Below are 26577 nucleotides of genomic sequence, written 5' to 3'. Positions count from 1 at the left end.
AACCCCCTCTACCCTCTTAACTTCATTCGCTGCAGGCGCAGTGCATTTAAAACAACGGACACGGAACTAAATGCCATAGCTGCTCCCGCAAGCCACGGAGCAAGGAAGCCAAGCGCCGCAATAGGAACACCTAACGTATTATAGCCAAACGCCCAAAACAGATTTTGCTTAATGTTACGAATGGTCATTTTACTCATAAAGATTGCATCAGCTATGCTATTTAAATCACCGCGAATCAATGTGATATCAGCAGCCTCCATTGCAACATCCGTCCCGGTCCCGATTGCCATACCGATGTCAGCTGTTGCCAGTGCCGGTGCATCGTTGATTCCATCTCCAACCATCGCTACTTTTTTCCCAGCGTTTTGAAGCTTTTTGACTTCTTCTGCTTTCCCCTCCGGCAGAACTTCGGCTATTACATGTTCAATGCCGACTTCACTAGCAATGGCTTGGGCTGTGGCTTTGTTATCTCCCGTGATCATAACCACTTCGAGCCCCATTTCTTGTAATCTCTGAATCGCTTTTTTAGACGTTTCTTTTATTGTGTCCGCAACAGCGATAACTCCGGCAAATTGATTGTCAATTGCGACGAACATTGCCGTCTTACCTTGCTTTTCTAACTCTTCCACTTTCGGTATGATCTCTTGAATATCAATTTCGTTATTCTCCATAAGCCGGCGTGTTCCGATCAATATGGTTTTCGTCTCAACAATTGTATGGATTCCAAAGCCCGGAATAGCTTCAAAATGCTCCGAATCGCCGAGTTTGATTCCTCTGTCTTTAACCCCTTGGACGATGGCTTCAGCAAGAGGATGCTCGGAATTCTTTTCGGAAGTACCGACCAACCTTAAAAATTCAGCTTTATCCATCCCATTTGACACAATCACGTCAGTAAGCGTCGGTTTACCATTGGTGACCGTTCCGGTTTTATCTAAAATCACTGTATCCAAACGATGAGTCGTTTCAAGGTGTTCGCCGCCTTTAAACAATATTCCGTACTCAGCTGCCCGCCCGGATCCGGCCATGATGGACGTAGGAGTGGCCAACCCTAATGCACAAGGACAGGCGATAACTAACACAGCAATTAATTTTTCAAGGGCTGCTGCGAACTCTCCCGGACTGACGAATAAATACCACACAAGGAACGTAACAACCGCGATTCCAATAACAATCGGGACAAATATTCCAGAGATAACGTCAGCCAAACGTTGAATAGGCGCTTTCGATCCTTGAGCTTCTTCCACTACTTTAATAATTTGCGCCAAAGCTGTGTCCTTTCCAACTTTAGTCGCCTTCACCTTCAAAAATCCGTTTTTATTGATTGTGGATCCAATTACAACATCTCCTGTCGTTTTATCAACAGGAATACTTTCCCCAGTAATCATTGACTCATCCAGGGCAGACCTGCCTTCGATGATCTCTCCGTCAACAGGCACCTTTTCTCCTGGCTTTACGTAAACAATGTCTAGAGCTTTTACTTCTTCGATCGGTACATTTAATTCTTGGCCGTCTCTTAGAACAGTAGCCGTTTTTGCCTGAAGTCCCATCAGTTTTTTTATTGCTTCTGATGAACGTCCTTTTGCTTTTGCTTCAAATAATTTGCCTAAAATGATCAGAGTAAGCAAAACTGCACTCGTTTCAAAATATAATTCCACCATATGGGCACCTGATCCGATCGATTGAATGCTTAAATAAAGGCTGTAGAAATAAGCAGCTGACGTTCCGAGCGCGACTAAAACATCCATATTCGCACTTTTATTTCGCAATGCTTTATAGGCTCCAACGTAAAACTGGCCGCCAACCACAAATTGAACCGGAGTTGCAAGTGCCAGCTGCACCCAAGGATTCGAGAACATTTCCGGCAGCCAAATAAACGAAGTGAATTCAAAGTGACTAACCATCGCCCAAAGTAAAGGAATGGAAAGCAGCAGGGAGAAAATGAACTTGCCTGTTTGCTTCTCTATCTCTTTTTGTCTGTGGTCAACTTTTTCTCCTGTATCTTCTTGCTTTTGTTCTAACTGGTAGCCCAGCTTTTTGATCGCCTCTTTCATATCTGAAGCCGACACTTCTTCCGGGCTATATTCGACTTGTGCAGTCTCTAAAGCAAAATTGACAGTGGCGTTTTGGACGCCGTCTAATCTATTTAAACGTTTTTCAATCCTGTTCGCACACGCTGCACAGGTCATTCCGGTAATATCAAATTCCGCTTTTTCCGTAACTACTTTATACCCTAGAGATTCTACTTTTTCTTTCAGTTTGTTTACGTTGGCTTTGGATGGGTCGAATGTTACTTTGGATTTTTCCAACGCAAAGTTCACATTAGCATCATCTACCCCATCAACTTTTTTTAAGCCTTTTTCAATTCGCACGGCACAAGCCGCACACGTCATTCCAGCAATCTGAAGGGTAGTTTCTTTTTTATCACTCACACCGCTCACTCCTCATAACCACATACCGTATCAGGGTATAGTAATCGTACAGCATACCCCTTAGAAACTTTGAACTTAGCCTACTTCATAGCCTTGGTCTTCAATAACATCGGTAATTTCCCGTAAAGAAATGTTTTTTGAATCAAACGATACGTCTACGCTTCCATCATTTAAATGAACATTTACTGAATGAACACCTTCTAATTGACTAACATTCCCTTCAATGGCATTTACACAATGACTGCAAGACATTCCTTTTACCTGTAATTTTACATTTTCCATTATTTTTTGCCTCCTTGGCTGATTATTATTTCATACCTTTTAACCGTACGATAAACAAAATGGATTATTACCTGCTTTGCATCGTCTTCTTGAATTAATCTTACTATACCCCCCTACCGTATGTAAAGAGAAAAAATGAAAAGAGGCAAAAAACCTCTTTTTTAATGAACAATTGGCGTTCCAACTATTTGGCCAACTCATGATATGAAATTACCCCATCCGCTATTTGCTGAAAATCACCTCGTTTTATGATATCTTCACTTACTCTTTTTAAGAATGTAACTGTCGCTCGAAAAGGTGCCGAACCAGTGCTTACCCTCTCAATTCCAATTTCAGAAAGCATCTGCAGAGAAGGAGTTTCTGCATCAATTAATAAATTGATTGGGATTGATATTTCCTGTCTGAGAATGTTAATAGCGTCTGTGTTTTTTAGACCGGGAACAAAGATGGAGTCTGCTCCTGCCTCTTGGTAAGCCTTACAACGATTTATGGCTATTATCAAACGCTCTTCGGGATTCCCTATATTAAGCCAAAAAAGGTCTGTACGGGCATTGACGAATAAGGGCATTTTCAGCGAATCACAAAGCTCTTTGATAGCTGCTATTTTTTCACACTGCAATGAAAGATCATAAATGGGGGCATCAGGGTTTCCTGTCCCATCTTCAAGATTAATACCTACAACTCCCGTAGAAATAATCTGCCTTACATTTTCTCTCACTTCCTGTACTGACTTCCCATAACCCGCTTCGATATCCGCACTGATTGGAACATCCACAGCATTTACAATAGACCTTAATGCTTCCAGCAATTTATCAAAAGGAAGATTTTCTCCGTCAGGATACCCTAATGAGACAGCCATTCCTGCACTCGTCGTTCCGATCGCTTCAAAACCGCTTTGTTGATAAATTGCTGCACTTCCGGCGTCCCAAGCATTTGGAAGGACAAAAGTTTTAGATCGGCTATGAAGCTGCCGGAATTTTTCATATTTTACTGTTCGATTATTTTTCATTCATGTGTCTCTCCTTTTGGTATTTTCAATCCAAGATCCTGATTTGTTTTGTTATGTCTTCATTGTAATACCGAAACATTTCCAGTATCATCGAAATATGGATTACAAAAGGAGTGGAAATGATGAATGGAAACCCTAATATTACTGAAATGGCCTCGCTTCTGGCTGATCCATCAAGGGCAGAAATATTAACGTGTCTATTGGACGGGCGATTTCATACAGCGAGTGAATTAGCCTCCATTGCAAAAGTAAAGCCGCAAACAGCCAGTTTTCATTTGGCAAAGCTAAGCAAAATCCATTTGATAAAAATGGAGAAACATGGCCGGTTTCATTACTATCAATTAGCTAATCAAGAGGTCGCACAAATGTTAGAGTCTTTCCTTGTTATTTCACCGCCTGCAGAAATAAAGTCATTAAAACAAGATTCGCAAACAAGAGCGTTACGTAAAGCAAGAACTTGTTATGACCATATAGCCGGAAATTTGGGAGTTCGCTTAACGGAGTCGATGGTTCATTCGGGAATTTTAAGCAAAGAACAGGGGCAGTTTGAAGTAACGGAAAAGGGAGAACAATTTTTTGGCGATTTAGGATTAGACTTGCCCTCAATAAGAAAAAAACGACGTTCATTTTCCAGATGTTGTTTAGACTGGAGTGAAAGGCAGCATCACCTGGCAGGCAGCTTAGGAAGTGCACTAGCTACTCATTTTTTTGAAAAACAGTGGATCACTCATATCCCTTATACAAGAGCTGTCAGCATTACAAGCACCGGACGGTTTTATTTCAAAAAGTACTTTAATATATGAGAAACTGAGAATTACAATCGTCACATTTTCCATTACTTAAATCAACCCTAATATACCTTCGTATAGTATAATATATGCTCTGGTTCTAAGTTTACTCTTCTGAAACAAGCCCTCATATTTGTCTAAAAGGATGAATACATTTTTAATAGGCAAATATTGAATGGGGGTCAGAAAGGGAAATGCAATTTTATTATGGACAAAAAATGCCATTACGTATTTTGGACGAGGCTGAATTTTGGAAGCATCAAGAAGAAGAGCATACAGTTGTCATACGGGAATTAGTGAAAAACTTGGAAGCGAATTATGTCGAAGCATTAATAGAATGGGAAAAGGTATTAAGCGAAACACATCAGCGGGTCATTAGATTTATTGAGACGGTAACCCGTTCGGACTATGAAATTACACCTTCCCTCTACCAGGATGTACTCAAACTCGTATCATTCTGTTTAGAACAAAGTCAAAGATTTATTGATTTATGCAGACAAATTAAGAACCAAAGCGAAGCAATCAAAAACAATTTAACTGCGAAAGTTGTAATTGATCATATTATCCGTGAATCCGAATATTTCATCGGCATTGCCCAAACCATTTTATATCAAAAATAGCTGATAGGGTCCCCCACATACAAAGTGCTGAATTCGCATGCTAAGCCCAGTTTGTACATAAATAGGCAAGGTGCAGCACATCATCAATTTAGCACGCAACAGACTTTCGCACTTTAGAAAGTCACTCGCTTTACCGAAATTTCCCCATACAACAGGAAGAACCAAGAACTATTAACGGAGATCTTGGTTCTTTTTGACCAAAGAGTGGTTTATCGATGTCTTACTTGATATTCCAATGTATCCTTCACTAGATCTTTTCTTCTATTTTTATTAGCAGCAAAGAAAATCCCGATACATATTAAGAATGCTCCTGCCAAAATGTTTATCGTAAGGGTTTCGTTTAACTGCAGCCAGCCAAAAAATAAACCTAAAATCGGAACGGCCATAAGTGTCATCGATGCTAAAGATGCCTCGATTTTCGTAAGAACCCAAAACCAGGCGATAAATGTTACGGCCGTTGAGAAAATCCCATTAAAAAGCAGGGACAACACAGCTTGTTGATTCCATTCTGTTTGCGACACGTTTTCGGTGATAAACGAAATCACAAAAAGCATGATCGCTCCAATTAATAATTGCCACGCAGTCATATTCATAATATCTGAACCGGAAAACTTTACTTTGCTGAATACATTCGCGCACGCCCAGCTGATTGCCGCAACAATAATCAGCAATTCACCTGTCACTGTTTGCGCGTTAAAATTGAGAAATTGCGGCCCTAAAATAAAGAGAATACCAACTGTTCCTAAACAAATTCCGATGATTTTAAATGAAGTCAGCCGCTCATTTATCGTAAAATGGGCAATCAACGTAACGAATATGGGCATCGTATACACTAATACAGAGCTTTGGCCCGAATCAACAAACTGCATCCCGTAAGTTAAAGTTGCCAAATACCCCAACGACATGAGGACACTCATGACCAAAACGTTCGTGATTTTCTTTTTATCCGGAAGCAGCGGTTTTTTTAGCAGCATTAATATCAAAAAAATCGGAATGGCGCCAATTAATAATCGAAAAGCAGAAAATAAAAATGGCGGGATATAGCTCAACCCTATTTTCATCGTTACCCATGTATATCCCCAAATGAGTACGACTAAAAATATAGCACCTGCAACTTTAAACATGTATTATCCATTCCTTTCTTTTATTATGTAAAGTTAGTATAATAACATCAACATCATAATGGAAATACATAAATTAACGAAAGGAGATAACATATTTGTTATGACAATAAACCAGCTCCGAATTTTTATTAAGGTTGCTGAGAAATTGAATTTTACAGACGCAGCCGAAGAACTATTTATGACGCAGCCGGCTGTTAGCAGAGCTATTTCAAGTCTTGAATCAGAGTTAGGAGTTTCTTTATTTTATCGCGATAAAAAAAGGGGGATCCACTTAACTCCAATTGGCACTGCAACTGTACAGGAATTTAGAAAAGTGATTCAATTGGTAAACAAAGTAGAGGAATTCGCAGATGAAGAAAAAGGCTTGAAAAGTGGGAAAATCCGTATCGGATCATTTGTGGCAGCATCATCATACTTTTTGCCGCAGGTTATTTCGTACATTAAAAGCAGATATCCTGATATAAAATTTGAATTAAAAGAAGGAACTTCAGACCAAGTAAAAAAATGGATTGATGATTATCAAATTGACGTGGGAATTGTTGCCAGCCCTACAACTGATTATGAACATTTCGTATTATTAAAAGATAAAATGGTCGTCGTCCTCCCGCCAAATCATCGGTTAACGGAAAAAGAGATCGTTACGATTGAGGAATTAGGGAATGAAGAATTGATTTTATGTAAAGGCGGACATGAAGCTGCTGTGAATGAAGCATTTGCAAATGAGCATATGAACCTGAATGACGGAATCACCGTTCAAAGTGGAGAAACGCTAGTAAAAATGGTGAATAACGGATTAGGAGCGGGTATTATATCAGAATTTACTTTAGCTACGGTTCCTCATACACTGCCGTTAAAAACAATTTCTCCTGCGATCAAAAGAGACATTTGTCTCATAACTTCTTCATTTGATGATCTTTCCATATCCGTCAAATATTTTGTCGATATCTTGAAAAAGTTCACTGAGGAGCAAAGGGATGAGGAAATTACATCGTCTTTAAAAGTATAAAAGAAGGAGCGAAATCGTTCCTTAATGTTTACAACTCTTACTGTTAGGCAACCGTGCCGGTTTTAGGAAATTCGGATTGCCATTAAAGCAGCAAATAAATATCCCCATGCATTCTCCAGTTCTATTCCATGTAAAATGAAAAAGTCTAACGATAACGAAAGTTTGTTCCTGAAACTTTTTTACTGAAAATATGAGTTTTTTATGCCTATTAAACTAAAATAGAAAATAGATATATTGCTTCATTTTTTGCAAGTGATATTTAAAATGCAATACGTTTTCAAACCTATTACATCAATATTGTTAGCTCTAAATACTTAGTTTTTAAAAAAACTTGCTTAAAAGAAAACCTATTGACTCTATAAATTATAAAAAATAGAATATAACGCGAGAGTACAAAGCTTTACATAATATTGTAAAGCTTAATACTTTTGATTAAAGTGATAAACAAAAGAAGGTGATAAGACTAAATAAAATGTCAAAAGAAAAAATCTGGTAAAAAAGAAGTCTTTTTTAGGTTTTAGATTTTAAAATCATGTATTGAGAAATAAAAGAAAAGATTGTCATTATATTTTTAGTACATCATTACATTTAGTGAAATTGTTTTTCCCGCACCTGCGCATTTGCGGATATGCAGCCTCATCCAGAGAAGCCTCCAATACCAACTGGTAAAAATTTTTAATAAATTAGAGAATGGTGGAAAACTATTATTTGAAAAAAACTAAAGGATTTATCGAAGCAGAGGTTTGTAAAATTGTTACTCACTGGCAAAAGGATAACTTTGGCCGTGGTGCTGTGTCGATTAAGGCAGATATTTTGCGAGATAAAGTTATTGTCGTTTTACACGGTATCCTAACTCCTGCAGAGCATTCACTTTGTGAAACAAAACAAGGAATATTATCTGTTAAAAAATTTCGTTCTGATCTAATTGAATCAGGAGCAGCTGAAATCAATCAAATGATCCAAAATAAAATTGGAGAAGAAGTAATAAGTTTTTTTACCGATATAAGTACAAAAACTGGAGAAAGACTAATCGTCTTTAAATTTTCTAAGAATTTAGAAGAAACCAATTAAGTCATTCATTTAATTTCATAACTTAGGGAGATCTTTAAAAACCTTAATTAATAAGGGAGTTAACGATAAACCGACTTCAACTAGCATGAATGGTCAAGGGGACCCTTCATTCTGATTGTGTCGGTTTTTTTATTTTGTTTTTACAAATTAGGAGGAATATTAAATGTTTGAAATGGTTTTACAAAACTTATTAACACCTGCTGTCATGTTTTTTGTATTAGGTGTCATCGCTGCTTTATGCAAGTCTGATTTAAAAATTCCTGCTGGACTAGGTGAAACTTTAAGTATTTATCTTTTAATTGCAATTGGAATAAAAGGCGGAATTGAACTCTCCCATTATTCATTAAATTCTGTTATTCGGCCCCTTATGGGAACTTTATGTTTAGGAATCGCTATTCCATTAATAACGTTCTTTATCATGCGGCTAATTAAAATGGATCTCAAAAACTCCATTGGCTTGGCAGCGACATTCGGTTCGATCAGTGTTGTTACTTTCGGAACTTCCATTTCATATCTTGAAAAACAGGGAACAACATTCGAAGGGTTTATGAGTGCTATGGCTGCCCTATTAGAAAGCCCAGCAATCTTTGTTTCATTACTGTTATTAAAAGTTATTGAGAATAAAAAACACCCGGTACCAACCCATTCACAAAATGTTGGCATAGTTGCCTCTTCCCCGTTCAAAATGTTTGATAGAAAATTGATCATTGAAAGTATATTTGGAAAAAGTGTTTTGCTTTTACTAGGAAGTTTATTTATAGGACTCATTATTGGAGAACGTGCTCTTCCAGTAGTAAAACCCTTATTTATAGACTTATATGGCAGTGTATTAATTATATTTCTATTAATTATGGGATTGATGGCAGGTGAACGGTTGCCTGAAGTTCGTAAACACGGTATGAAATTATTACTTTTTGGACTCTATATGCCACTTATTGGCGGTACGTTAGGAGTTTTATTGGGACATCTCACAGGTCTTTCTGTTGGTGGATCTACTCTAATGGGCGTTTTAGCTGGCAGTGCTTCTTATATTGCAGCGCCAGCAGCATTAAAATCGTCTGTACCAGAGGCAAACCCATCAATTTATTTAGGTTTAGCTTTAGGTGTAACGTTCCCTTTTAACCTTACTTTTGGTATTCCATTGTATAATCAGTTAGCTCAGTGGATCCAATAGATTGGTATTTATACTCTTAAATGAGGTTAACGAATCTTTTTGCAAGACATAGAAAGGAGTAAGTATATGTCACTTTTGCAGGAAGTCTTAACATATAATCAAAAATTTGTTGACGAAAAAAAATACGAAAAATATTGTACAACAAAGTTTCCTGATAAACGTTTAGTCATTGTTACTTGCATGGATACACGTTTAGTTGAGCTACTGCCACGTGCAATGAACTTTCAAAACGGTGATGTCAAGATCATTAAAAGTGTTGGGGCTATTGTTGATCATCCATTTGGCAGCATTATGCGAAGCATACTTATTGCAATATATGAGCTGCAGGCGAACGAAGTCTGTGTAGTGGGACACTACGATTGTGGAGCTGGGAACTTAGATGCGGATAAAATAATCGAGACGATACTTCAAAATCGTATAGATGAGAAAACTCTCCAAACAATTAAATATTCAGGTATTGACCTGTACGATTGGTTAAAAGGATTTAACTCTGTAGAAGATTCGGTATGCCACAGTGTAGATGTTATTTGTAAACATCCACTCCTGCCAAAGCATATCCCTGTACATGGTCTAGTTATACATCCTGTTTCAGGTAAATTAGAACTTCTAATTGATGGAACAAATGAAACAGGGGATCGTTTAGCTGCAAATACAGAAAGAGCATTTATGTGAATCATATATCTAAAAAAATTTCAATTAAGGAAGGCAGCTTAAAACAAAGGATCTGCCCCTATTAGCGTTGTATCGGTTACAGAAAATGAAAAAACTTTAAGAGAAAAAACTCCTATTGTAGAAATGTTAAGCTTGTTGTTACCACAAACAAGTTTTCTACAAAGGAGTTTGATCTTTCTTTTATATTATTTATCCCGCATTAACGGTCAGTAAGACCCCCACCTTCAGGGTTATGAGTGTAAACGAGCAATCCTAAGGGACAATACGGCCGGAAGTGTCCATTCCGTTTGTGACACATTTTCCGTCATTATCGAAATCACAAACAGAATGATCGCTCCTATGAGTAACTGCCAGGCAGTCATATTCATGATTTCATCTCCGGAAAACTTCACTTTACTGAAAACATTCACACACGCCCAGCTCAGTGCTGAGACAATGATCAGCAATTCACCTGTCACTGTTTGCGTGTTAAAATAAAGGATTAAAAAGCGGAAAAATCCGCATTGAATCATTTACAGCAGGCTTACTTTTTGCCGCCAGTTATTTCCCACATGAAAAGCAGATATCCGGACATTAAATTTGAATTAAAAGAAGGGTCTTCGGATCAAGTAAAAAAATGACTGGATGATTATCAAATTGATGTAGGAATCGTTGCCAGCCCGGCCGATGATTTTGAACATATCGTGTTAAAAAAAGATAAAATGGTCGTCGTACTCCCGTCCAATTATCGTCTTACAGAAAAAAGATCGTTACGATTGAAGAATTAGAGAACGAAGAATTGATATTTTGCAAGGGCGGACATGAAGAAGCTGTTACAGAAGCTTTTGCAAACACAAAGTTGAATTTAAATGATGGAATTACGGTTCAAAGCGGAGAAACGCTAGTAAAAATGATGAATAACGGATTGGGAATTGGCATCATTTCTGAATTTACATTAGCTACTATTTCTCATGAGCTGCCTTTAAAAATCATTTCCCCTGCTATCAAAAGAGAGATTAGCCTGATTTGTCCTTCGTTTGACAATGCTTCCGTATCGGTCAAATATTTTGTTGATGTTCTGAAAGAATTTTCAGCGGAACAAAGAGATGAGGAAAAAGCCGCCAATAAAGGAACGAAACCTCTCCTTCATTAAATGATCAATATTTCTGAATTTTAGTGTTGACAACTCGAGTTCACTGATTTATTATCCAAGTAATTAAATAACAATAAGCAAATATTGGAAATAGTAGAAGGGTGTATAAGCTTTTCAGAGAGCCGATGGTTGGTGGGAATCGGCAGTTATTGCCTTTGAACTCATCCAAGAGCTACTCCCTGAACTGATTAGTAAGGGATGTCGGTTTCTACCGTTATGAAGATAGGCAGTGATGGCTGTCGAAAAATGAGTGGGTTAATCTTATATGGATTGATCAATTAGAGTGGTACCGCGAGTAAAGCCTCGTCTCTATAGGTTTTTATAGAGGCGGGGCTTTTTTATTAATTTAAAATGACAAAAGGGAGTGGTTTTGAAATGTCGAGGAAAATTTGGGTTTTTGATACGACTTTACGTGATGGAGAGCAAGTTCCGGGAGCTAAGCTAAATCTGAATGAAAAATTAGAAGTGGCACAGCAGCTGAAAAAGCTAAACGTTGATATTATCGAAGCGGGTTTTTCTGCGTCATCTGCCGGCGATTTTAATGCTGTAAAAGAAATTGCTGAAAAAGTCGGCAATACAGATGATATTTTCATCACAGCGTTAGCAAGAGCGGTAAAAGCTGATATTGATGCAGTTTATCATAGCGTGAAGTATGCGCAAAACCCGCTAATCCATATCGTTCTCGGTACTTCAGACGTCCACGTGGAAAAAAAATTCAGAAAATCGAAAAGTGAAATTTTAAATATTGGTGTCGATGCCGTAAAATATGCCAAAACACTTTTGCCTAATGTGCAATATTCAACAGAAGATGCGTCCCGCGCTGATTTTGAATACTTATGGGCAACGATTGAAGCGGTTGTCAAAGCAGGGGCTACGATAATAAATGTGCCTGATACCTGTGGTTATGCCGAGCCGGAGGAGTTTGGTGAACTCATCTCTAAAATTAATGACCGATTGAAAAACGTGAATGATCACGTGCTATTAAGCGTCCATTGTCATAACGATCTTGGTATGGCAACAGCCAATACGTTAGCAGTTATTAAAAGTGGTGCGGATAAAGTGGAGTGTACGATCAATGGTATTGGTGAAAGAGCAGGTAATGCTTCACTAGAAGAAGTGGTAATGTCGTTGAATACGCGCTCCGATGCCTATCATGCATACACCAACATTAATACCAAAGAAATCATGAATACATCAAGGATTATAAGCAATTTAATGGGACTTGAAGTACAGGTAAATAAGGCGATTACTGGAGAAAATGCTTTTGCCCATTCTTCAGGCATACATCAGGACGGATTGTTGAAATCAAGAGAAGCTTACGAAATCATAAACCCGATTGAAGTCGGTTTAGAAGATATGGAGCTTGTTCTAACCGCTCGTTCCGGGCGTCATGCAGTGAAAAACGCCCTTCAGAAATTAAGTTTTGATTCATTAACGGACACACATTTTGAAGGGATTTTTGAAGCATTTCTTGAGCTGGCTGATGCGAAGAAAGAAGTCTATAACCATGATCTATATGTGATCGTTGAAAATTATTTTGCAAAACACGATAATCTCAACCAAAACATGACGCACTATAGTGACCATTTCTTTGAACTGATTGACTTGCAAGTGATCAGCAATACCCATTTCCCTTCTGCAAGTGTAAAAGTGAAAAAAGGAGATGAACTGCTGGAAGGAAGCAGCGGCGGCTCAGGTCCGATTGATGCGTTGTATTCAACGATTGCAGAAATTAGCGAGTTGGATCTTACCTTGATTGAGTACAATATTAGCAGCGTTTCAAGAGGAAAAGAGGCACTTGGAAAAGTAAAAATCCAGGTCGAATACAGAGGAGAAAAATACATGGCGAAAGCAACAGACACGGATATTATGAAAGCAAGTGCATTCGCGTTTATCAACGCTATCAACAGCATCATCGTAGATCATTTTCTTCAAAACTCAAATAGGGCTCATTTTACGACAAATAACGGTTAGGAGTCTAATAACGTTTCAATATAAGGGTGAAACACAATTTGGGGTGAATGACACTTTAGTGATTATTAATCCCGAAGAAGTCCACACTGGATATGCACAGGACGCATGAGTACTTAGCCTTCGAACATTTTCTCCCACCTGATTGTTAGGTGAACCAATCGGGCTTTTACAGGCAGTTAATCCCCCACCTCTTTTTCAGTCGATTCTCCCTGAAAGGTGAGGGCTTACTGCCCGTTAATGCGGGATAAATTCACATGATTTATCAGGGGGGGGAGGCAAAGGGGAGGGGAAAAATCTACTTTTTGAAAACGTTGAATCTTTATTAAAAAATTAAGCGATCTTATATACCAATAAAACAAATTGGAATAGATCGAATTATACTTACAAATTATATCGTATTGCGATATAATTATTAATGAGAATTGAACTACTCTATGAAACCTGCATAGTCTACAGACGTTTATGTATTTTCATCAGAATTATAGATATCAATTACGTAAAACGAAGATATTAGTCTAATAAAATTTAAATAAATTCCTCATGAATAAATCACCTAGGAGAATGCGATGATTTTTATATTTTTATTCATTATTATTCTTACATTAGCGATTATAGTTAACTTGAAAGTTTCCCGCCTAAACATTTCTACAGTAGCTGGTGCTCCCATCATGGCAATGGGAATTATGATGAAAGACATCCTTACGGAGGATTTCGCCCTTCCTTATATAAGCGGTATAGTTTTCCATCTCATTATCCTCATAGCCTTTTGGGTTATCATACATTACACGTTTGATATGCTGGAAGGTGTCTTTTATTCATCACATATAAAAGACCCTATATCTAGTTTTTCGACAGGGACTTGGATTGCTGCCATATCCGTTATTACCGTTTTACTTTCAGATAAGCAATTTTATACCCCTTCACGGATTCTTTTTTTTATTAATCTTGTCTTATGGCTTTCATATTTAGGATTGGCAGTACGAAACTATATATACATTTTTAAAGCAACAAAAAAATACTCACATCAAATTCATGGCGGATTGTTACTGACGTGTGTTGTCACCCAGTCGATTGTTATTTCTGGGTATACCATATTTGGAGTTGCTTTTCCAACACACTTTGCAGACATTCTTCTCATTATCGGTTTCTTATTTTATTTGTTAAATTTTGGAATTATTTTATTTCGGTATATTCATATACCAAATAAAGATCTAACAGAAAGTTGGACAAACACAAACTGCATCATTCATGGCGCTATGTCGATTACAGGTGTATCATTAACCTTTTCACATTTCGAAGCCTTTTACATCCTTGATTTCATCTGGATCGTTTCATTTACCCTTTTCCTCATTATAGAGGCTATTGAGGTTTTCCGGTCTACTCAGCGGGTTAAAAAATTGGGATGGAAGCAAGGAGTCTTTTCCTATTCACCTAGTCAATGGGCAAGAATCTTTACGTTTGGAACGTTTCTTTTTTTCACTGAAAGGATACCCAAGGGCCATCATTTACTAATCGATAGCCTGCAAAACTTAGTCTTCCTCTTTTTACCGATATTGATTGTGCTCCTGATCCTCATTGAGGTTTTGTTAATAAGTTTACAAGTTCATCAAAATTTTACTAGAAAAGACGAACCTATTCATTTACCTTATGAAAACAGCCGATATTCCCCACAGTAAGGAATCATCGGCTGTTCTATTAGAAAAAAAGGGAAAGACAAACTAGCCACGCCGAACTTCCTGTGCCGCCACGGCCGACAACCAGATTCATTGTCCATCCCCCTCCTCTTCCTTATCTATTTTTTAATCCATTAGACAAAGCAGCTACAGTATGCTGCAGGAACTCTTCCTTTGATTCCTTGATAAATTGATCCTTCCACAGGGCTTTTGAAGAAAAAAAGCCATATAACATAGTCAAGAATATCATCGCCTGGATCTTGGCGTTCGTTTTGATCATTTTTTTCTTGTCCTGCATCACGAGAAAATAATTTGTAAGGTATTCTTTCAATCGATCTGTTTGTTTAGAAACAAAATCTGCCAATTCAGGCATCGTCGTCCGTTCTTGGACAGCAATCAGAAAAATAGGTTGATTCTTAATCATTAATTCGATGTACATTTGTGCGATCATGTATAGATCCTTCTCTATGTCCCAAAGAATCTTTTCATCGAAAGCATTCTTAAAATCAGAAAGATATGAATATTTTTTCACAGCTGCCTCAAATACGCCTTTCTTCGTTCCGAAATGGCGGAAGACAGTCATCTCACTCACCTCTGCTGCCTGCGCTATCTCTTTTATTGTTACAGCTTTAAAACCTTTATTCTGCATCAATTGAAGAGCTGCTTGAATGATTCGCTCCGCGGTTCCCGCTTCAATTGCCTTCAATAAAGACACCTCACATCATGCTCAACTAAGATAGTTATTGATAACTAACATTGATTATATTTTGATCTTACATTAGTGTCAATATATGCTGATATCGTTAGTTCAGATAGACTAATAAAACACGCGGGCATTCACCCGCATGTTCTTCTTCAAAGCACTTTTTTAACTCTTTTTCCCAGTATAAATATGAATCGCATCTCTCAAAAATTCTGCGCTTCCTGGCTGCTTGTCATCATAATATGCTTTAAAGCGATCGTCATCGACATACATTTGCGCAAGATTCGCATGTGCCTCTTTGCTGTATTTGCTCCAGCTATACGTTAACCACTGTTTATGCAAATCAGCAGCTTTTTGCGCGATGTCGCTTGCTGGGTCACCAGTTTTGAATGCTTCAGCTAACGTATCCTTTACTTCCTGCTCCAACTGTTTAACCTTTTGATACTCCTCCTGCGTCATGTTCATCAGCTTCTCATTAGACTTATTGATCGTTTCATCCCCGTATTTTTCGCGGATCTCTTTTCCATACTTTTTCTCGTTCTCATCTATCATTTTTTGCTTAAAGCCTTCGAATTTTTCTTTATCTGACATAATGATTCTCCCTTCCGATAATGCAATTGTTTTTTCTACATTGGCTATTAGCAAATCCAATCGCTTTCTTTTGTCAAAGAGTTGTTCACGATGTTCTTTTAAGGCGCTTACTTCGTCAAAGGATGAGGCATTGATAATGTCTTTTATCTTGTCCAGGTTAACATCCAGTTCTCTGTAAAACAGAATCTGCTGCAGCCTGTCAACTTCCTTTTGACCATAGATCCGGTAGCCTGACGAGTTAATTCTTGCCGGCTTAAGAATTCCAATCTCATCATAGTACCGAAGCGTTCTGGTGCTGACTCCAGCCAGCTGCCCCAATTTTTGTACTGTATATTCCATGTGATCACCTCCTGACACCCTTAATGTACACCTTTACGTAACGTGAAGGTCAATAGCTTTTTTATAGATTTTTTCTGTTCTAAAAAAAAAGACCAAACCATAATTGGTTCAGTCTAGTTCTTTTAAGCTTCTTAATGAAACCTCTTGTTCATTTTCCGGGTTATCGAGAGGATAAATTCTGGCGGTTTCATTGCTCTCATCCACATGTTGAATGTAAATTGGAATTCCGTTATAAGTGACATTTGCCATAACTGGCGATTCAGAAATCTCTTGTGCCCGTTGCGAGTTCATAAGCTTCCTCCTATTGAATTAAATTTCACTTATACTATTTCCTTTAATCTTTTTAAGTATTCAATGAACATTTCACCTAAAGTTTTCAGGCTGAATATAATAATTTCAAATTCCTGATCGACTATTCGGCAACAAAAGGAGCCATCGTGAGCTACACCCGGGCTCTGGCTAATTCTGTTGTTGATCAAGGAATTCGTGTGAACGCTGTGGCACCGGACCGATTTGGACACCGCTTAACGTTTCAACGCAGCCTCCCGAGGTAATAAAAACATTGGGAACAGATGTGCCAATGAAACGGGCAGGGCAGCCTTATGACCTGGCCCCGGTCTATGTACTGCTTGCCTCTGATGACGGATCCTATATTACGGGTCAAACCATTCACGTGAACGGCGGCCAAATGGTTACGACGTAAGAAGAACGTTATAAAAAAGCCTTCATTGCAGTTATACAGTTTGTAATCGGATGATAATCTGTTTTAGGCGGAGGGCTTTTAATGTTGCTGTTTTTTTGATTATCGACGCTCAGCAGCTGATACCATGCTCCCCATTTATGATCGACAAAGTACCTCCAGCAATATTTGAATATTTGCTCATAAAAGTTTCTATACGCGATTTTGTTAGTCTTTGCAGCGAATAAAGCGCTTGCCCCAATTGCTTCTGCCATAACCCAATAAAGCTTATCTGAATCGATGATTTTCCCTTCAGGAGACATGGCATAATAAATCCCGCCATACCTGCGGTCGCTTCCGTAGTCTGCCGCCGTACGAAATAATCGCTCTGACTGCGGAAAAATCCATTGCTCCTCTTTGTGCTTTTCCAGAAGCTGCAGCAGCTTGCTCCATTCGATCGAATGTCCAAAAATAAAGCCGTAAGGCCGAAATTCACTTTTGGTATAATCTTTGTTGTACTCCCAATCTATTTTCCTATTCTCATCATAATGTTCCCAGATCAGACTGCCAGACTGGGGAAGAAGCTTAAATATGACCGAATGGGCCAACTGATAAGCCCGGTCGAGATAACGTGCTTCCCCTGTTGCCTCGAACGCTGCCATCATCGCCTCACACAGATGCATATTGGCGTTTTGTCCCCGGTAAGGTGAAACAGTTGCCCAATCAGCAGATATTTCATCTACGTATAATCCATCTTCTTTTCTCCAGAAATAAGTTTCAAGAATATCAAAAACATCTTCAATTAACTGCCCGGCCTTTTTAATCCCCGCCTGGTATGCAGTAGAGACAGCCAACAGGACAAAAGCATGCCCGTACGCAAATTTCGTTGAATCATAGACGTCTTGTCCTTTTAAAATCCAATAATAGCCACCGTGATCTTTGTCATGCTGATGTTCCTCAAGAAACGTTAGTCCGTGTTCTGCAGCCTCCACATACTTGGCGGGAGAATCACTAATCATCGCAGCCACACTGAAAATATAAATAAACCTGGACATACCAACAAGATGCTTCGTTTCATAATCACAAATAGTTCCATCGTCCAAGAAGCAATTGATATAACCGCCATTTTTTGTATCTATACATCTCGAAGCATAGTAACGGACGATGGCCATTATATGCTCTTTTAGAAATTTGCCGTCTCTAAAATTTGAAGTCAAAATGAATCCACCACTTTCTTATGGGTTGCTTTACTCTATGCAATTTTCGACCTAGGTATGATGTAGGGGGGATATATGCCGGTCAAGGTAGGATATTTTCAAAGAATGGGCTGATAAATGTATGATACTTGTCCAAGCAAACAGACTGCCGGCCGCATTTGATATAAAAAAAAAGAAAATAATGAGGGTTAACATGCTCGCCGATCAAATTATTTCAACAGGTTTACGCTTTTTAGGAACTCCTTATGTGTTTAACGCCCGTTCGGATCAAACCAATGTATTTGATTGCAGTTCTTTTATTCAGCATATTTTTGGCGTAAACGGGATTTCTCTTCCTAGAAATTCTCGCCAGCAATTTTTAATGGGTACCCGGATTCCTTTTTCTCAAATCCGGCAAGGAGATTTGCTGTTTTTCACAACAAAAAAACGTGAAAATAGAGAAGGCGTCGCAAAAATTGGACATGTCGCCGTCTATATTGGAAAAGGACATATCCTTCATACGTATCGGCAAGGGAAAAAAGTGCAGATCTCCGAGTTAGACTCGCATTGGAAAAGCAAATATAAAGGAACAAAACGAGTGATTTGACATAAAAAGTCTACCTGTTTACATAGGAAAACAGGTAGACTTTTACATACATTACATCCATCGAAACGATCTCGATGACCGGTTACTATCCAGTTTCACCAGTCCATTCCCTTCTTCTGTCTCTCGATAGCCAATTGAAACAGTATTTTTTATGAGCTGAGCATAAATTTCCGGCTCAGATAAGGTACGGTTATATTTTTCCTCATATTTTTCAATGAGAAGAGCCAAAGCTCCTGACACATGCGGAGTAGCCATTGATGTCCCAGATAATACCGCATATTTACTTGGTGGAAAAGTAGACTCAATTTTGTCTCCGGGTGCTACGACATCAACTTCAGAATTGGAGCCGCTAAATGGAGAGAGACGTTGATTACTATCAACAGAGCCTACTGCTATAACTTCCGGATAAGCTCCCGGATAGCTATATTCATTCGTTTGTGCATTTCCGTCACCTTCGTTACCCGCTGCGCAGGCGACAACAATATTATTTTGTACAGCTTTTTTAATCGCAGAGTGTAAGACAGGATGATCGTCAGGACTGCCTAACGAGAGTGAAATAATCCTCACTTTTTCTCCTCGGGGTCCTCTCCATTTCACTGCATAGTTTATGGCATCAGAAATTGTTTGAACTGATCCTTTTCCTTCACCTGTTAAGCCTTTTAATACCAGCAGTTTTGCTTTAGGAACAGCTCCTGTTATTCCCCTGTCATTCTCCTTCGCTGCAATAATGCCGCACACATGTGTGCCGTGCCCGTTATTATCGGAGACGTTCCTCCATTATAGTCATCGTAAAATTATATCAGCCGATGATTTGTCCCCTTAAATCAGGATGATTGATTTCATCCTGTGTGATTACGGCTACTACGATATTTTCACCCTTGTATCCTTCTCGCCAAATTGACGGTGCTTGAATCATGCTTACACCATACGGAATCTCTGTCGAAGTTTCCCTTAGTTCTTCAACACGATATGGTATTAATTGAATATCTGGCATTTCTATCATCTCCCTTCCCGTATGCTATGTTGGGAGATTTTATTTAATGTCTAATTTTCATATCTCATAAATGTAAAAATGCCGTTCCACGATAGGAACGGCATTTTTCATCGATACTACTTCCCTTTTTTCACTTCATGAAGCTGATCTGGAAAGTTTGTAAACATTCCCGTAACCCCCCAGTCAATCAGCTGCTGCATCCTTCCCTTGTCATTCACGGTATACGGGTGGATCTCGAGCCCGCTATCAACAACCTTCCTTACATATTCTTGATTTAAATATGTATGGTTAGGTCCGACTCCAACGGCGTATTCTTTTATTGCTGCAATTTCAGCATCGGTAATTACCGCATTGCTTTTATAGGAGAGCAACTGTATGAGCTTGACCGATGGATCCAGCTGCTGCATTTTTTGCAAGCTTAATGAACTAAACGACTGAACTAGAAGCGTATCTTTGTTAATATCGTATTTATTTACAAGACGTAAAAGCTCTTTTTCCATACCAGGATATACATCAGGAGATTTCGTTTCAATGTAATACTTTGCGTTTTTCCCGAATTTTTGAAAGACCTCTTCAAGAGTAGGAACTTTTAATCCTTCATAGTCAGGATTTGCGTATTGAGGGTAAGCTTCGTTAAACCAGCTCCCTGTATCCAGCTGTTTAATTTGTGCTAATGTATAATCTTTTACTCTTCCTGTCCCATTTGTCGTCCGGTCAACAGTCTCGTCGTGCATGGCTATTAATTTGCCGTCCTTTGTCATTTGCAGGTCCACTTCAATATAGTCACCGTGCATTTTTTCGCCTTTCTCATAGGATACAAGAGTATGTTCAGGAGCATAGCCGGAAGCACCACGGTGTGAAACGTTTACAATATCCTTATGTTTTTCCTTTGCCATACCAGTTTCACCTGAAGCAGCCATTCCAATTCCAATTACCAGAGCACCAAGAGCCGCTAACCATTTTCTTTTCACTATTCACATCTCCTCTCATAGTAACTACGAGTCAAGAATAGCAATCGATTATTAATTTTGATTTACACCTTGGTAAAGATTCTAGCTAGTGGAAATATACGATTAAGTTTAAAGGTTAATTGAATCAATTTTGGGAGGAGATCCTCTTCCTTTTATTTAACTAATAGGTTTCTATATTTCGTGTTTATATAGATACTATTATCTATTTTTATTGTATTACCACCATACAATATTAGTGAAAATTTCTAATTAGATGTTTTTTTACATTAAATCCTGAATCACCCCTTTCATTAAACATGATATAATGCTAGAAATATAAACTCGGAGAGGAATATGCGTTATGAACGATTTCACTATGCAGGAAAACGGTGTTTTTCCATCTGTTTGTTCTCTCGATTGCCCGGATCAATGCGGCCTCTTAATTCATAAAGAAAACGGAAAAATCGTAAAGGTTGCGGGTGATAAAAACCACCCCGTAACCCAGGGAAACATCTGCAACAAAGTACGCAATATGACGGAACGAATATATGATAAAAAACGTCTTTCGGTCCCTTTAAAGAGAATTGGGAAAAAAGGAGAAGGTAAATTCGAACCGATTTCTTGGAGAGAAGCGATTGATACGATCAGCTCCCGTTGGAAGAAACTTATTGATAAAGAAGGAGCCGAAAGCATCCTTCCCTATAGCTTTTACGGAAATATGGGACGGCTTCAATCTGAAGGAATGGATCGCCGATTCTTCAATTACCTAGGTGCAAGCCAGCTAGAGCGGACGATTTGCAATACTGCTGGTTCTGTAGGATACAACTACACAATGGGCAGCGCGCACGGAATCGACCCTGAGGAAACAATCCATTCAAAGCTGTTTATTTTCTGGGGAATCAATGCCGTTTCTACGAACATGCATCAAATAACGATCGCGCAAAAAGCCAGAAAAAAAGGTGCTAAAATCGTCGTCATCGATGTCCATAAAAACCAGACCGGAAAGCTTGCCGATTGGTTTATCCCGATTAATCCCGGGACAGACGGGGCGCTTGCGCTCGGCATCATGAACATTTTGTTTGAAAAAAATCTACAAAATGATGCTTTCCTCAAAACTTACACCACGGGGCATGAAGAACTGCGCGAGCACGTTAAGCAATATGCTCCTAAAAAGGTTGCAAACATAACGGGGGTTCCTGAAGAGGATTTGTACCAGCTGGCAATCATGTACGGAGAAACGTCTCCAGCCTTTATCAGAATTGGGAATGGCATTCAACATCATGACAACGGCGGAATGATCGTTCGTACCATTTCATGTCTGCCTGCTATTACGGGACAGTGGCTGGAAAAAGGAGGAGGAGCAACCAAGGGTAACTCCGCTTTCCTTCAATTTAATAAACAAGCGTTACAGCGTCCTGATTTATTAAAAGGACGCAGGCCCAGAAGCTTTAACATGAATCAGCTCGGAACGATACTGACGGAAACAGATCCGCCTGTTTATTCGTTGTTTATTTACGGTACAAATCCCGCAGTGGTTGCTCCAGAAGCAAATAAAGTTCGTGAAGGTTTCATGCGAGATGATCTGTTCACGGTTGTCCATGATTTATTTTTAACAGAAACGGCAAAATACGCAGACATTGTTTTGCCAGCAACGTCGTCTTTTGAAAATCTCGATTTCTATACGTCTTATTGGCATCACTATATACAAATCCAACAACCAGTGATCAAGCCCTTTGCCGAAAGTAAATCAAATACAGAAGTGTTTCGTCTTTTGGCAAAAGCGATGGGATTTGATGAACCAGCGCTTCAGGATACGGATGAAGACATGATTCGCCAGTCACTTTACAATACGGGAAACTCCCATATTGAAGGTATTACCTACGAGGCTCTGCTGGAAAATCAGTTTATGAAAGCGAAAAGACAGCCTCTTCTGCCTGGTACTCTTAAAACACCAAGCGGAAAAATTGAATTATATTCTGAAGCGATGAAAAAAGACGGTTATTCACCTCTTCCAGTACATACCGACTTACTGGATGACAGTGAGTTTCCGTTGACATTTATCCCTGGACCCAACCACAATTATTTAAATTCAACGTTTTCCAATAATGAAAAGCATCAAAAATTAGAAAAAGAACCGAAAGCCTTTATAAACATAGATGATGCAAACGAACGAGGAATCAAAACTGGCGAAAAAGTCCGTATCTGGAATGACCGGGGCGAATGTGTGCTGACCGTTTCAGCAGGAGACCAGGTGCTTCCGGGAGCGGTTGTCACGCAGGGGCTCTGGGCAGACGCAAAAGATAAACAACAGCTTGTGAACGCTCTAGCGCCGGACCGGCTGTCAGACATGGGCGGCGGAGCAGTCTTCTTTTCAGGAAAAGTGCAGATCGAGAAGATATAGAAAATTGGGGACTTTTACTAACCGGTTCTCCTTTGGGAGAGAAAAGTAAAAAAAAATTTTGACAGACCAAATTGTATTGTTTTTAATCCCCGCAGAAATAGGAGATAAATAATGATATATAACAATAAAGAACTTCTTAAAATTTCAATAGTTTCTTTAATTTTGAGTCTGTTTTTTTTACTTATTTCATATTTGTTTACTATGAAAGGGATATACATTCAATTTGGAACCCCGGCAAAAGGAATTAATCATCAATTTCTCAATGGCCTATTCATAATTACTACGGTTGTTTCTGGAGTTTATTTAATTAATTATAAACAAAAAGATAAAGTAATCAGGGGAATTGTAATAGGTATCGGTTCATTTATTTTTGCTCTAGTATTGTTAAATGGATTAGAATATTACGATGCTGAATATACGACTTTCTCTTCACCAGATAGTCAAGAGAGCTTTTTGATAATCGAAACCGGACATGGTGAAATCTATCAATTGTCAAACTCGGGATTATTTATGACGCATTTAACAAATATAAGAACAGATGATGGTTATAAACCTTTTTTAAATGGAGCATATCAGTTAGAATGGAAAGAACCAAATGAATTATTGATCAAATATGTGTTTGATTATATGGAACCAAATAATTTTCAAGAAGTGACAGTAACATATAAATTTAAATAGATTAATGAATAAAAGAGAGGTTTATCCAAACAATGATAAACTTCTCTTTTAGAGAAAACTCTATTACCTAGAAACTATTTTATTCTTCGTAAAACTAAAGCCACTTGTTCTCCCTCTTCTTCAGTATAATAAGGGACATCAAAATGATTTTTATATATTGAGCTTCTTATCGCTTGTTCCGGTACAAATACATCGTAATCGGTGCAAAAATAGCCGTAATCACAACAGATGCCAATAGAACCCAGCCGACCTCTCCAAAGGTCGCCGTGTTTTGCATCAAGCCGCGGACTGCCGTCACTAGGAGGGTAATCGGGTTGACGTTGACGAAAGCCTGCAGCCAAGAGGGCATTGTCTCCGGATTAACGAAGATGTTACTGGCAAACGTGAGCGGAAAGAGCACAGTCATGCTTACTCCCATCACGGAATTCGGAGTGCGCATCACTAATCCGAGAATCGTAAATATCCAAGCCAGGCTGAAGGCGAAAATGAGGAGCAGCAATATCCCAAGCAGCACACCAAGTACACCGCCGGCCGGACGAAAACCGAGTATTAACCCGAGAACAATCACGATGACCGAAGCAATGCTGTAGCGGACGGTGTCAGCAATCATGGCTCCAACAAGCGGAGACGGCCCCCATATCGGCAAAGAGCGGAAACGGTCAAAAATTCCTTTAGAGATATCCGTGTTTAACGCAACCCCGGTATAGATCGTCGTGAATACCACGGTTTGGACTAAAATTCCCGGAAGCAAAAACTGTAAATACTCTCCGGTCGAGCCAGCGAGCGCACCACCGAAAAGATACGTAAACATGAGTGTGAACATAACCGGGAACAATGTAACATCAAAGAGCTGCTCCGGGACATATTTAATCTTCAATAGCGCCCGCCAGCCAAAGGTAAGCGAAGAGTTTAAGCCATTTGGTCTTTGCGGGCGTACACGAGCCGAAAGCGCTGCCTTTAATTTATCCTCAGACGTATTTGGACTACTCATGACCCTACCTCCTCCTTCATAGCATCCTCTTCTGCCGGACGGCCAGTTAATGTAAGAAACACTTCGTCAAGACTCGGCTGTCCAAGGGAAAAATCAGCGATCTTAATACCGGCACGTGCGAGTTCGCCGAGAGCAAATGCTACACGCTCGGTGTCAGTTACCCGGGCGGAAAGTGCTACCGGGTCAGATGCGAGAGTTATAGACGTATCAAGTTTTTCAGCCAGCAGCTTTTCCGCCTGCGGCCGTGTTTCCGGGTCAAGCAGTCTTATATGCAGTGTCCCCGTTCCTACAGACGCTTTTAACTCGCCGCTTGTCCCTTCCGCAATGATCTTGCCTCGATCAATCACTGCAATTCGATCAGCCAGCTGATCAGCCTCGTCAAGATACTGTGTCGTTAACAAAACAGTCGTCCCTAAGCCCACAAGCTCCCGAACAATATCCCAAATTTGATTACGGCTTCGAGGGTCAAGCCCTGTGGTCGGTTCATCAAGAAACAAAAGATCGGGCAAGACGATGATGCTGGCAGCAATATCAATCCGCCGCCGCATCCCGCCCGAGTATTTTTTCACCTGGCGCTTAGCTGCCTCCTCCAAACCAAAGGCATGGAGCAGTTCACTCGCCCTTTCTTTCGCCTGTTTCCGTGTATATCCCATAAGCCGGGCGATCAAAATAAGATTCTCCATACCGGAGAGGTCTTCGTCGACCGAAGCGAATTGTCCTGTCAAACTGACACGGCTGCGCACTGCATCGGCCTCCTCAACAAGGTCATGTCCAAGTATCCTTGCACTGCCTTCATCAGGTTTAATGAGCGTCGCCAGCATGCGAATCGTCGTCGTTTTCCCAGCACCGTTCGGACCTAAGAACCCGTAAACGGTCCCCTTAGGAATCGCCAAATCTACTCCATCTACCGCTCGATTTTTTCCGAATATTTTAGCGAGACCAGATGCTTCAATGGCAAGATCAGCTTTGTTTTGGACATTTTTCGTACCGGTCATTCTCTTCACCCTTCCAACTATATTAGCTATCAGTTTTTCAGAAAAAAAAATCCGTATGAAACACAAAATTATGGCACAATTCTTCATTCCAAATTGCCATACCTGAGGTGTTTTCATGCGGAAATATGTGACAATTATTCCAATACTATTATTATAGGTGATAGATTTGAAACCTTCAATCGAAATTCAGCTGTCCTAGAGACAATTTATCATGAAATTTGGCTGTTAAAGTTTTTTGAATGTATCCGATTTCATTGTACTCCATAAAAAATTTTTTATATTTTTTGTGACAGCGATACCATTGTCATAATCATGAGGCTTTAACATGTTATGTTTTATTACATAACCTGTCCCTTCCCCGGCAAATTCCTTGAACCCCTTGTTACTTAATGTTACGGTTATATATAAGATTCAAAATTTTTAAAGAATTTTAAGTAATTTTTTTAGTTCACTCTGCTGTGAAGCATGACAAATAATTTATTTGAAGGGAGAAAGGAAA

The 26577-nt window shown here is 39.2% G+C and carries 24 protein-coding genes, 2 pseudogenes and 1 other annotated feature; of the genes and pseudogenes, 13 read left to right on the top strand and 13 right to left on the bottom strand.

Annotation, left to right across the window (positions count from 1 at the left end; all coding sequences use genetic code 11):
• Positions 1–8: 8 nt before the first annotated feature.
• The 3 genes from JOC74_RS14520 to JOC74_RS14510 all read right to left on the bottom strand — a co-directional run bounded on the left by JOC74_RS14520 (position 9) and on the right by JOC74_RS14510 (position 3720).
• The gene (locus JOC74_RS14520) at positions 9–2429 is read right to left on the bottom strand and encodes a heavy metal translocating P-type ATPase (RefSeq protein WP_053605379.1); all 2421 of its coding nucleotides are present in this window, start codon (positions 2427–2429) and stop codon (positions 9–11) included.
• Between the two features lie 75 nt (positions 2430–2504).
• A complete protein-coding gene (gene copZ, locus JOC74_RS14515; protein WP_053605378.1) occupies positions 2505–2711 on the bottom strand; it encodes a copper chaperone CopZ in 207 nt (68 codons plus the stop codon).
• 184 nt (positions 2712–2895) lie between these two features.
• Positions 2896–3720, bottom strand: a complete 825-nt coding sequence (locus JOC74_RS14510; protein WP_053605377.1) for an isocitrate lyase/PEP mutase family protein — start codon at positions 3718–3720, stop codon at positions 2896–2898.
• 122 nt (positions 3721–3842) lie between these two features.
• On the opposite strand from JOC74_RS14510, the gene JOC74_RS14505 reads away from it, so the two are divergent.
• Positions 3843–4523, top strand: coding sequence for an ArsR/SmtB family transcription factor (locus tag JOC74_RS14505; RefSeq protein WP_053605376.1), 681 nt, complete (start codon positions 3843–3845; stop codon positions 4521–4523).
• A 179-nt stretch (positions 4524–4702) separates the two neighbouring features.
• Complete coding sequence (locus tag JOC74_RS14500) at positions 4703–5128, top strand: DUF2935 domain-containing protein (protein ID WP_053605375.1); 426 nt, start codon at positions 4703–4705, stop codon at positions 5126–5128.
• Between the two features lie 209 nt (positions 5129–5337).
• On the opposite strand, the gene JOC74_RS14495 is transcribed toward JOC74_RS14500, so the two are convergent.
• Positions 5338–6252 (bottom strand): DMT family transporter, encoded by a 915-nt coding sequence (locus tag JOC74_RS14495; RefSeq protein ID WP_082364225.1) that lies wholly within the window; start codon positions 6250–6252, stop codon positions 5338–5340.
• A 100-nt stretch (positions 6253–6352) separates the two neighbouring features.
• Between JOC74_RS14495 and JOC74_RS14490 the strand changes: the two genes are divergently transcribed.
• The 4 genes from JOC74_RS14490 (at position 6353) to JOC74_RS14475 (ending at position 10175) form a co-directional block, all read left to right on the top strand.
• A complete protein-coding gene (locus JOC74_RS14490; RefSeq protein WP_053605374.1) occupies positions 6353–7258 on the top strand; it encodes a LysR family transcriptional regulator in 906 nt (301 codons plus the stop codon).
• Between the two features lie 708 nt (positions 7259–7966).
• On the top strand, positions 7967–8329 hold the full coding sequence (locus tag JOC74_RS14485) for a Na-translocating system protein MpsC family protein (RefSeq protein WP_053605373.1): 363 nt from the start codon (positions 7967–7969) through the stop codon (positions 8327–8329).
• 163 nt (positions 8330–8492) lie between these two features.
• Positions 8493–9503, top strand: a complete 1011-nt coding sequence (locus JOC74_RS14480; protein ID WP_053605372.1) for a sodium-dependent bicarbonate transport family permease — start codon at positions 8493–8495, stop codon at positions 9501–9503.
• A 66-nt stretch (positions 9504–9569) separates the two neighbouring features.
• Positions 9570–10175, top strand: a complete 606-nt coding sequence (locus tag JOC74_RS14475; protein ID WP_053605371.1) for a beta-class carbonic anhydrase — start codon at positions 9570–9572, stop codon at positions 10173–10175.
• Between the two features lie 230 nt (positions 10176–10405).
• Here the strand turns inward: JOC74_RS14475 and JOC74_RS14470 are convergent, their stop codons facing one another.
• Positions 10406–10687 (bottom strand): EamA family transporter, encoded by a 282-nt coding sequence (locus tag JOC74_RS14470; protein WP_053605370.1) that lies wholly within the window; start codon positions 10685–10687, stop codon positions 10406–10408.
• A 233-nt stretch (positions 10688–10920) separates the two neighbouring features.
• Here JOC74_RS14470 and JOC74_RS14465 point away from each other — a divergent pair, with 233 nt between their 5' ends.
• The 3 genes from JOC74_RS14465 to JOC74_RS14455 all read left to right on the top strand — a co-directional run bounded on the left by JOC74_RS14465 (position 10921) and on the right by JOC74_RS14455 (position 14957).
• Positions 10921–11307, top strand: coding sequence for a LysR substrate-binding domain-containing protein (locus JOC74_RS14465; protein WP_082364219.1), 387 nt, complete (start codon positions 10921–10923; stop codon positions 11305–11307).
• Between the two features lie 71 nt (positions 11308–11378).
• Positions 11379–11621: a binding site (T-box leader), on the top strand.
• Positions 11622–11682: 61 nt separating this feature from the next.
• Complete coding sequence (locus JOC74_RS14460; RefSeq protein WP_211086195.1) at positions 11683–13281, top strand: 2-isopropylmalate synthase; 1599 nt, start codon at positions 11683–11685, stop codon at positions 13279–13281.
• 566 nt (positions 13282–13847) lie between these two features.
• Positions 13848–14957, top strand: coding sequence for a TDT family transporter (locus JOC74_RS14455; protein WP_053605367.1), 1110 nt, complete (start codon positions 13848–13850; stop codon positions 14955–14957).
• Positions 14958–15069: 112 nt separating this feature from the next.
• On the opposite strand, the gene JOC74_RS14450 is transcribed toward JOC74_RS14455, so the two are convergent.
• From JOC74_RS14450 to JOC74_RS14440, 3 genes are all read right to left on the bottom strand, one after another.
• Positions 15070–15660 (bottom strand): TetR/AcrR family transcriptional regulator, encoded by a 591-nt coding sequence (locus tag JOC74_RS14450; protein ID WP_225970286.1) that lies wholly within the window; start codon positions 15658–15660, stop codon positions 15070–15072.
• Positions 15661–15822: 162 nt separating this feature from the next.
• A complete protein-coding gene (locus tag JOC74_RS14445; RefSeq protein ID WP_053605366.1) occupies positions 15823–16587 on the bottom strand; it encodes a MerR family transcriptional regulator in 765 nt (254 codons plus the stop codon).
• Positions 16588–16695: 108 nt separating this feature from the next.
• The gene (locus JOC74_RS14440; protein WP_053605365.1) at positions 16696–16878 is read right to left on the bottom strand and encodes a small acid-soluble spore protein H; all 183 of its coding nucleotides are present in this window, start codon (positions 16876–16878) and stop codon (positions 16696–16698) included.
• A gap of 95 nt (positions 16879–16973) precedes the next feature.
• Here JOC74_RS14440 and JOC74_RS14435 point away from each other — a divergent pair.
• Positions 16974–17290 (top strand): annotated as a pseudogene (locus JOC74_RS14435) (SDR family oxidoreductase); the annotation flags it as partial.
• A gap of 8 nt (positions 17291–17298) precedes the next feature.
• Here the strand turns inward: JOC74_RS14435 and JOC74_RS14430 are convergent.
• Positions 17299–18438, bottom strand: a complete 1140-nt coding sequence (locus JOC74_RS14430; RefSeq protein ID WP_053606187.1) for an AGE family epimerase/isomerase — start codon at positions 18436–18438, stop codon at positions 17299–17301.
• A gap of 166 nt (positions 18439–18604) precedes the next feature.
• Between JOC74_RS14430 and JOC74_RS14425 the strand changes: the two genes are divergently transcribed.
• Positions 18605–19069 (top strand): C40 family peptidase, encoded by a 465-nt coding sequence (locus JOC74_RS14425; RefSeq protein WP_053605364.1) that lies wholly within the window; start codon positions 18605–18607, stop codon positions 19067–19069.
• Between the two features lie 51 nt (positions 19070–19120).
• Here JOC74_RS14425 and JOC74_RS14420 read toward each other — a convergent pair.
• Both JOC74_RS14420 and JOC74_RS14415 read right to left on the bottom strand, forming a co-directional pair.
• Positions 19121–20063: pseudogene (locus JOC74_RS14420) on the bottom strand (S8 family peptidase).
• Between the two features lie 116 nt (positions 20064–20179).
• On the bottom strand, positions 20180–20983 hold the full coding sequence (locus JOC74_RS14415; protein ID WP_098945337.1) for a glycerophosphodiester phosphodiesterase: 804 nt from the start codon (positions 20981–20983) through the stop codon (positions 20180–20182).
• A gap of 391 nt (positions 20984–21374) precedes the next feature.
• Between JOC74_RS14415 and JOC74_RS14410 the strand changes: the two genes are divergently transcribed.
• Positions 21375–23414, top strand: coding sequence for a molybdopterin-dependent oxidoreductase (locus tag JOC74_RS14410; protein ID WP_053605362.1), 2040 nt, complete (start codon positions 21375–21377; stop codon positions 23412–23414).
• A 111-nt stretch (positions 23415–23525) separates the two neighbouring features.
• Positions 23526–24092, top strand: coding sequence for a hypothetical protein (locus JOC74_RS14405; RefSeq protein ID WP_053605361.1), 567 nt, complete (start codon positions 23526–23528; stop codon positions 24090–24092).
• Between the two features lie 166 nt (positions 24093–24258).
• On the opposite strand, the gene JOC74_RS14400 is transcribed toward JOC74_RS14405, so the two are convergent.
• Positions 24259–25083 (bottom strand): ABC transporter permease, encoded by an 825-nt coding sequence (locus tag JOC74_RS14400; protein WP_053605360.1) that lies wholly within the window; start codon positions 25081–25083, stop codon positions 24259–24261.
• Positions 25080–26078, bottom strand: coding sequence for an ATP-binding cassette domain-containing protein (locus JOC74_RS14395; RefSeq protein ID WP_053605359.1), 999 nt, complete (start codon positions 26076–26078; stop codon positions 25080–25082). Before JOC74_RS14395 ends, JOC74_RS14400 begins: the two co-directional genes overlap by 4 nt.
• Positions 26079–26577 lie beyond the last annotated feature (499 nt).

The organism is Bacillus capparidis (assembly GCF_017832095.1).
GTDB lineage: Bacteria > Bacillota > Bacilli > Bacillales > Bacillaceae > Bacillus > Bacillus gobiensis.
This window is presented reverse-complemented; position numbering and strand designations above follow the sequence as displayed.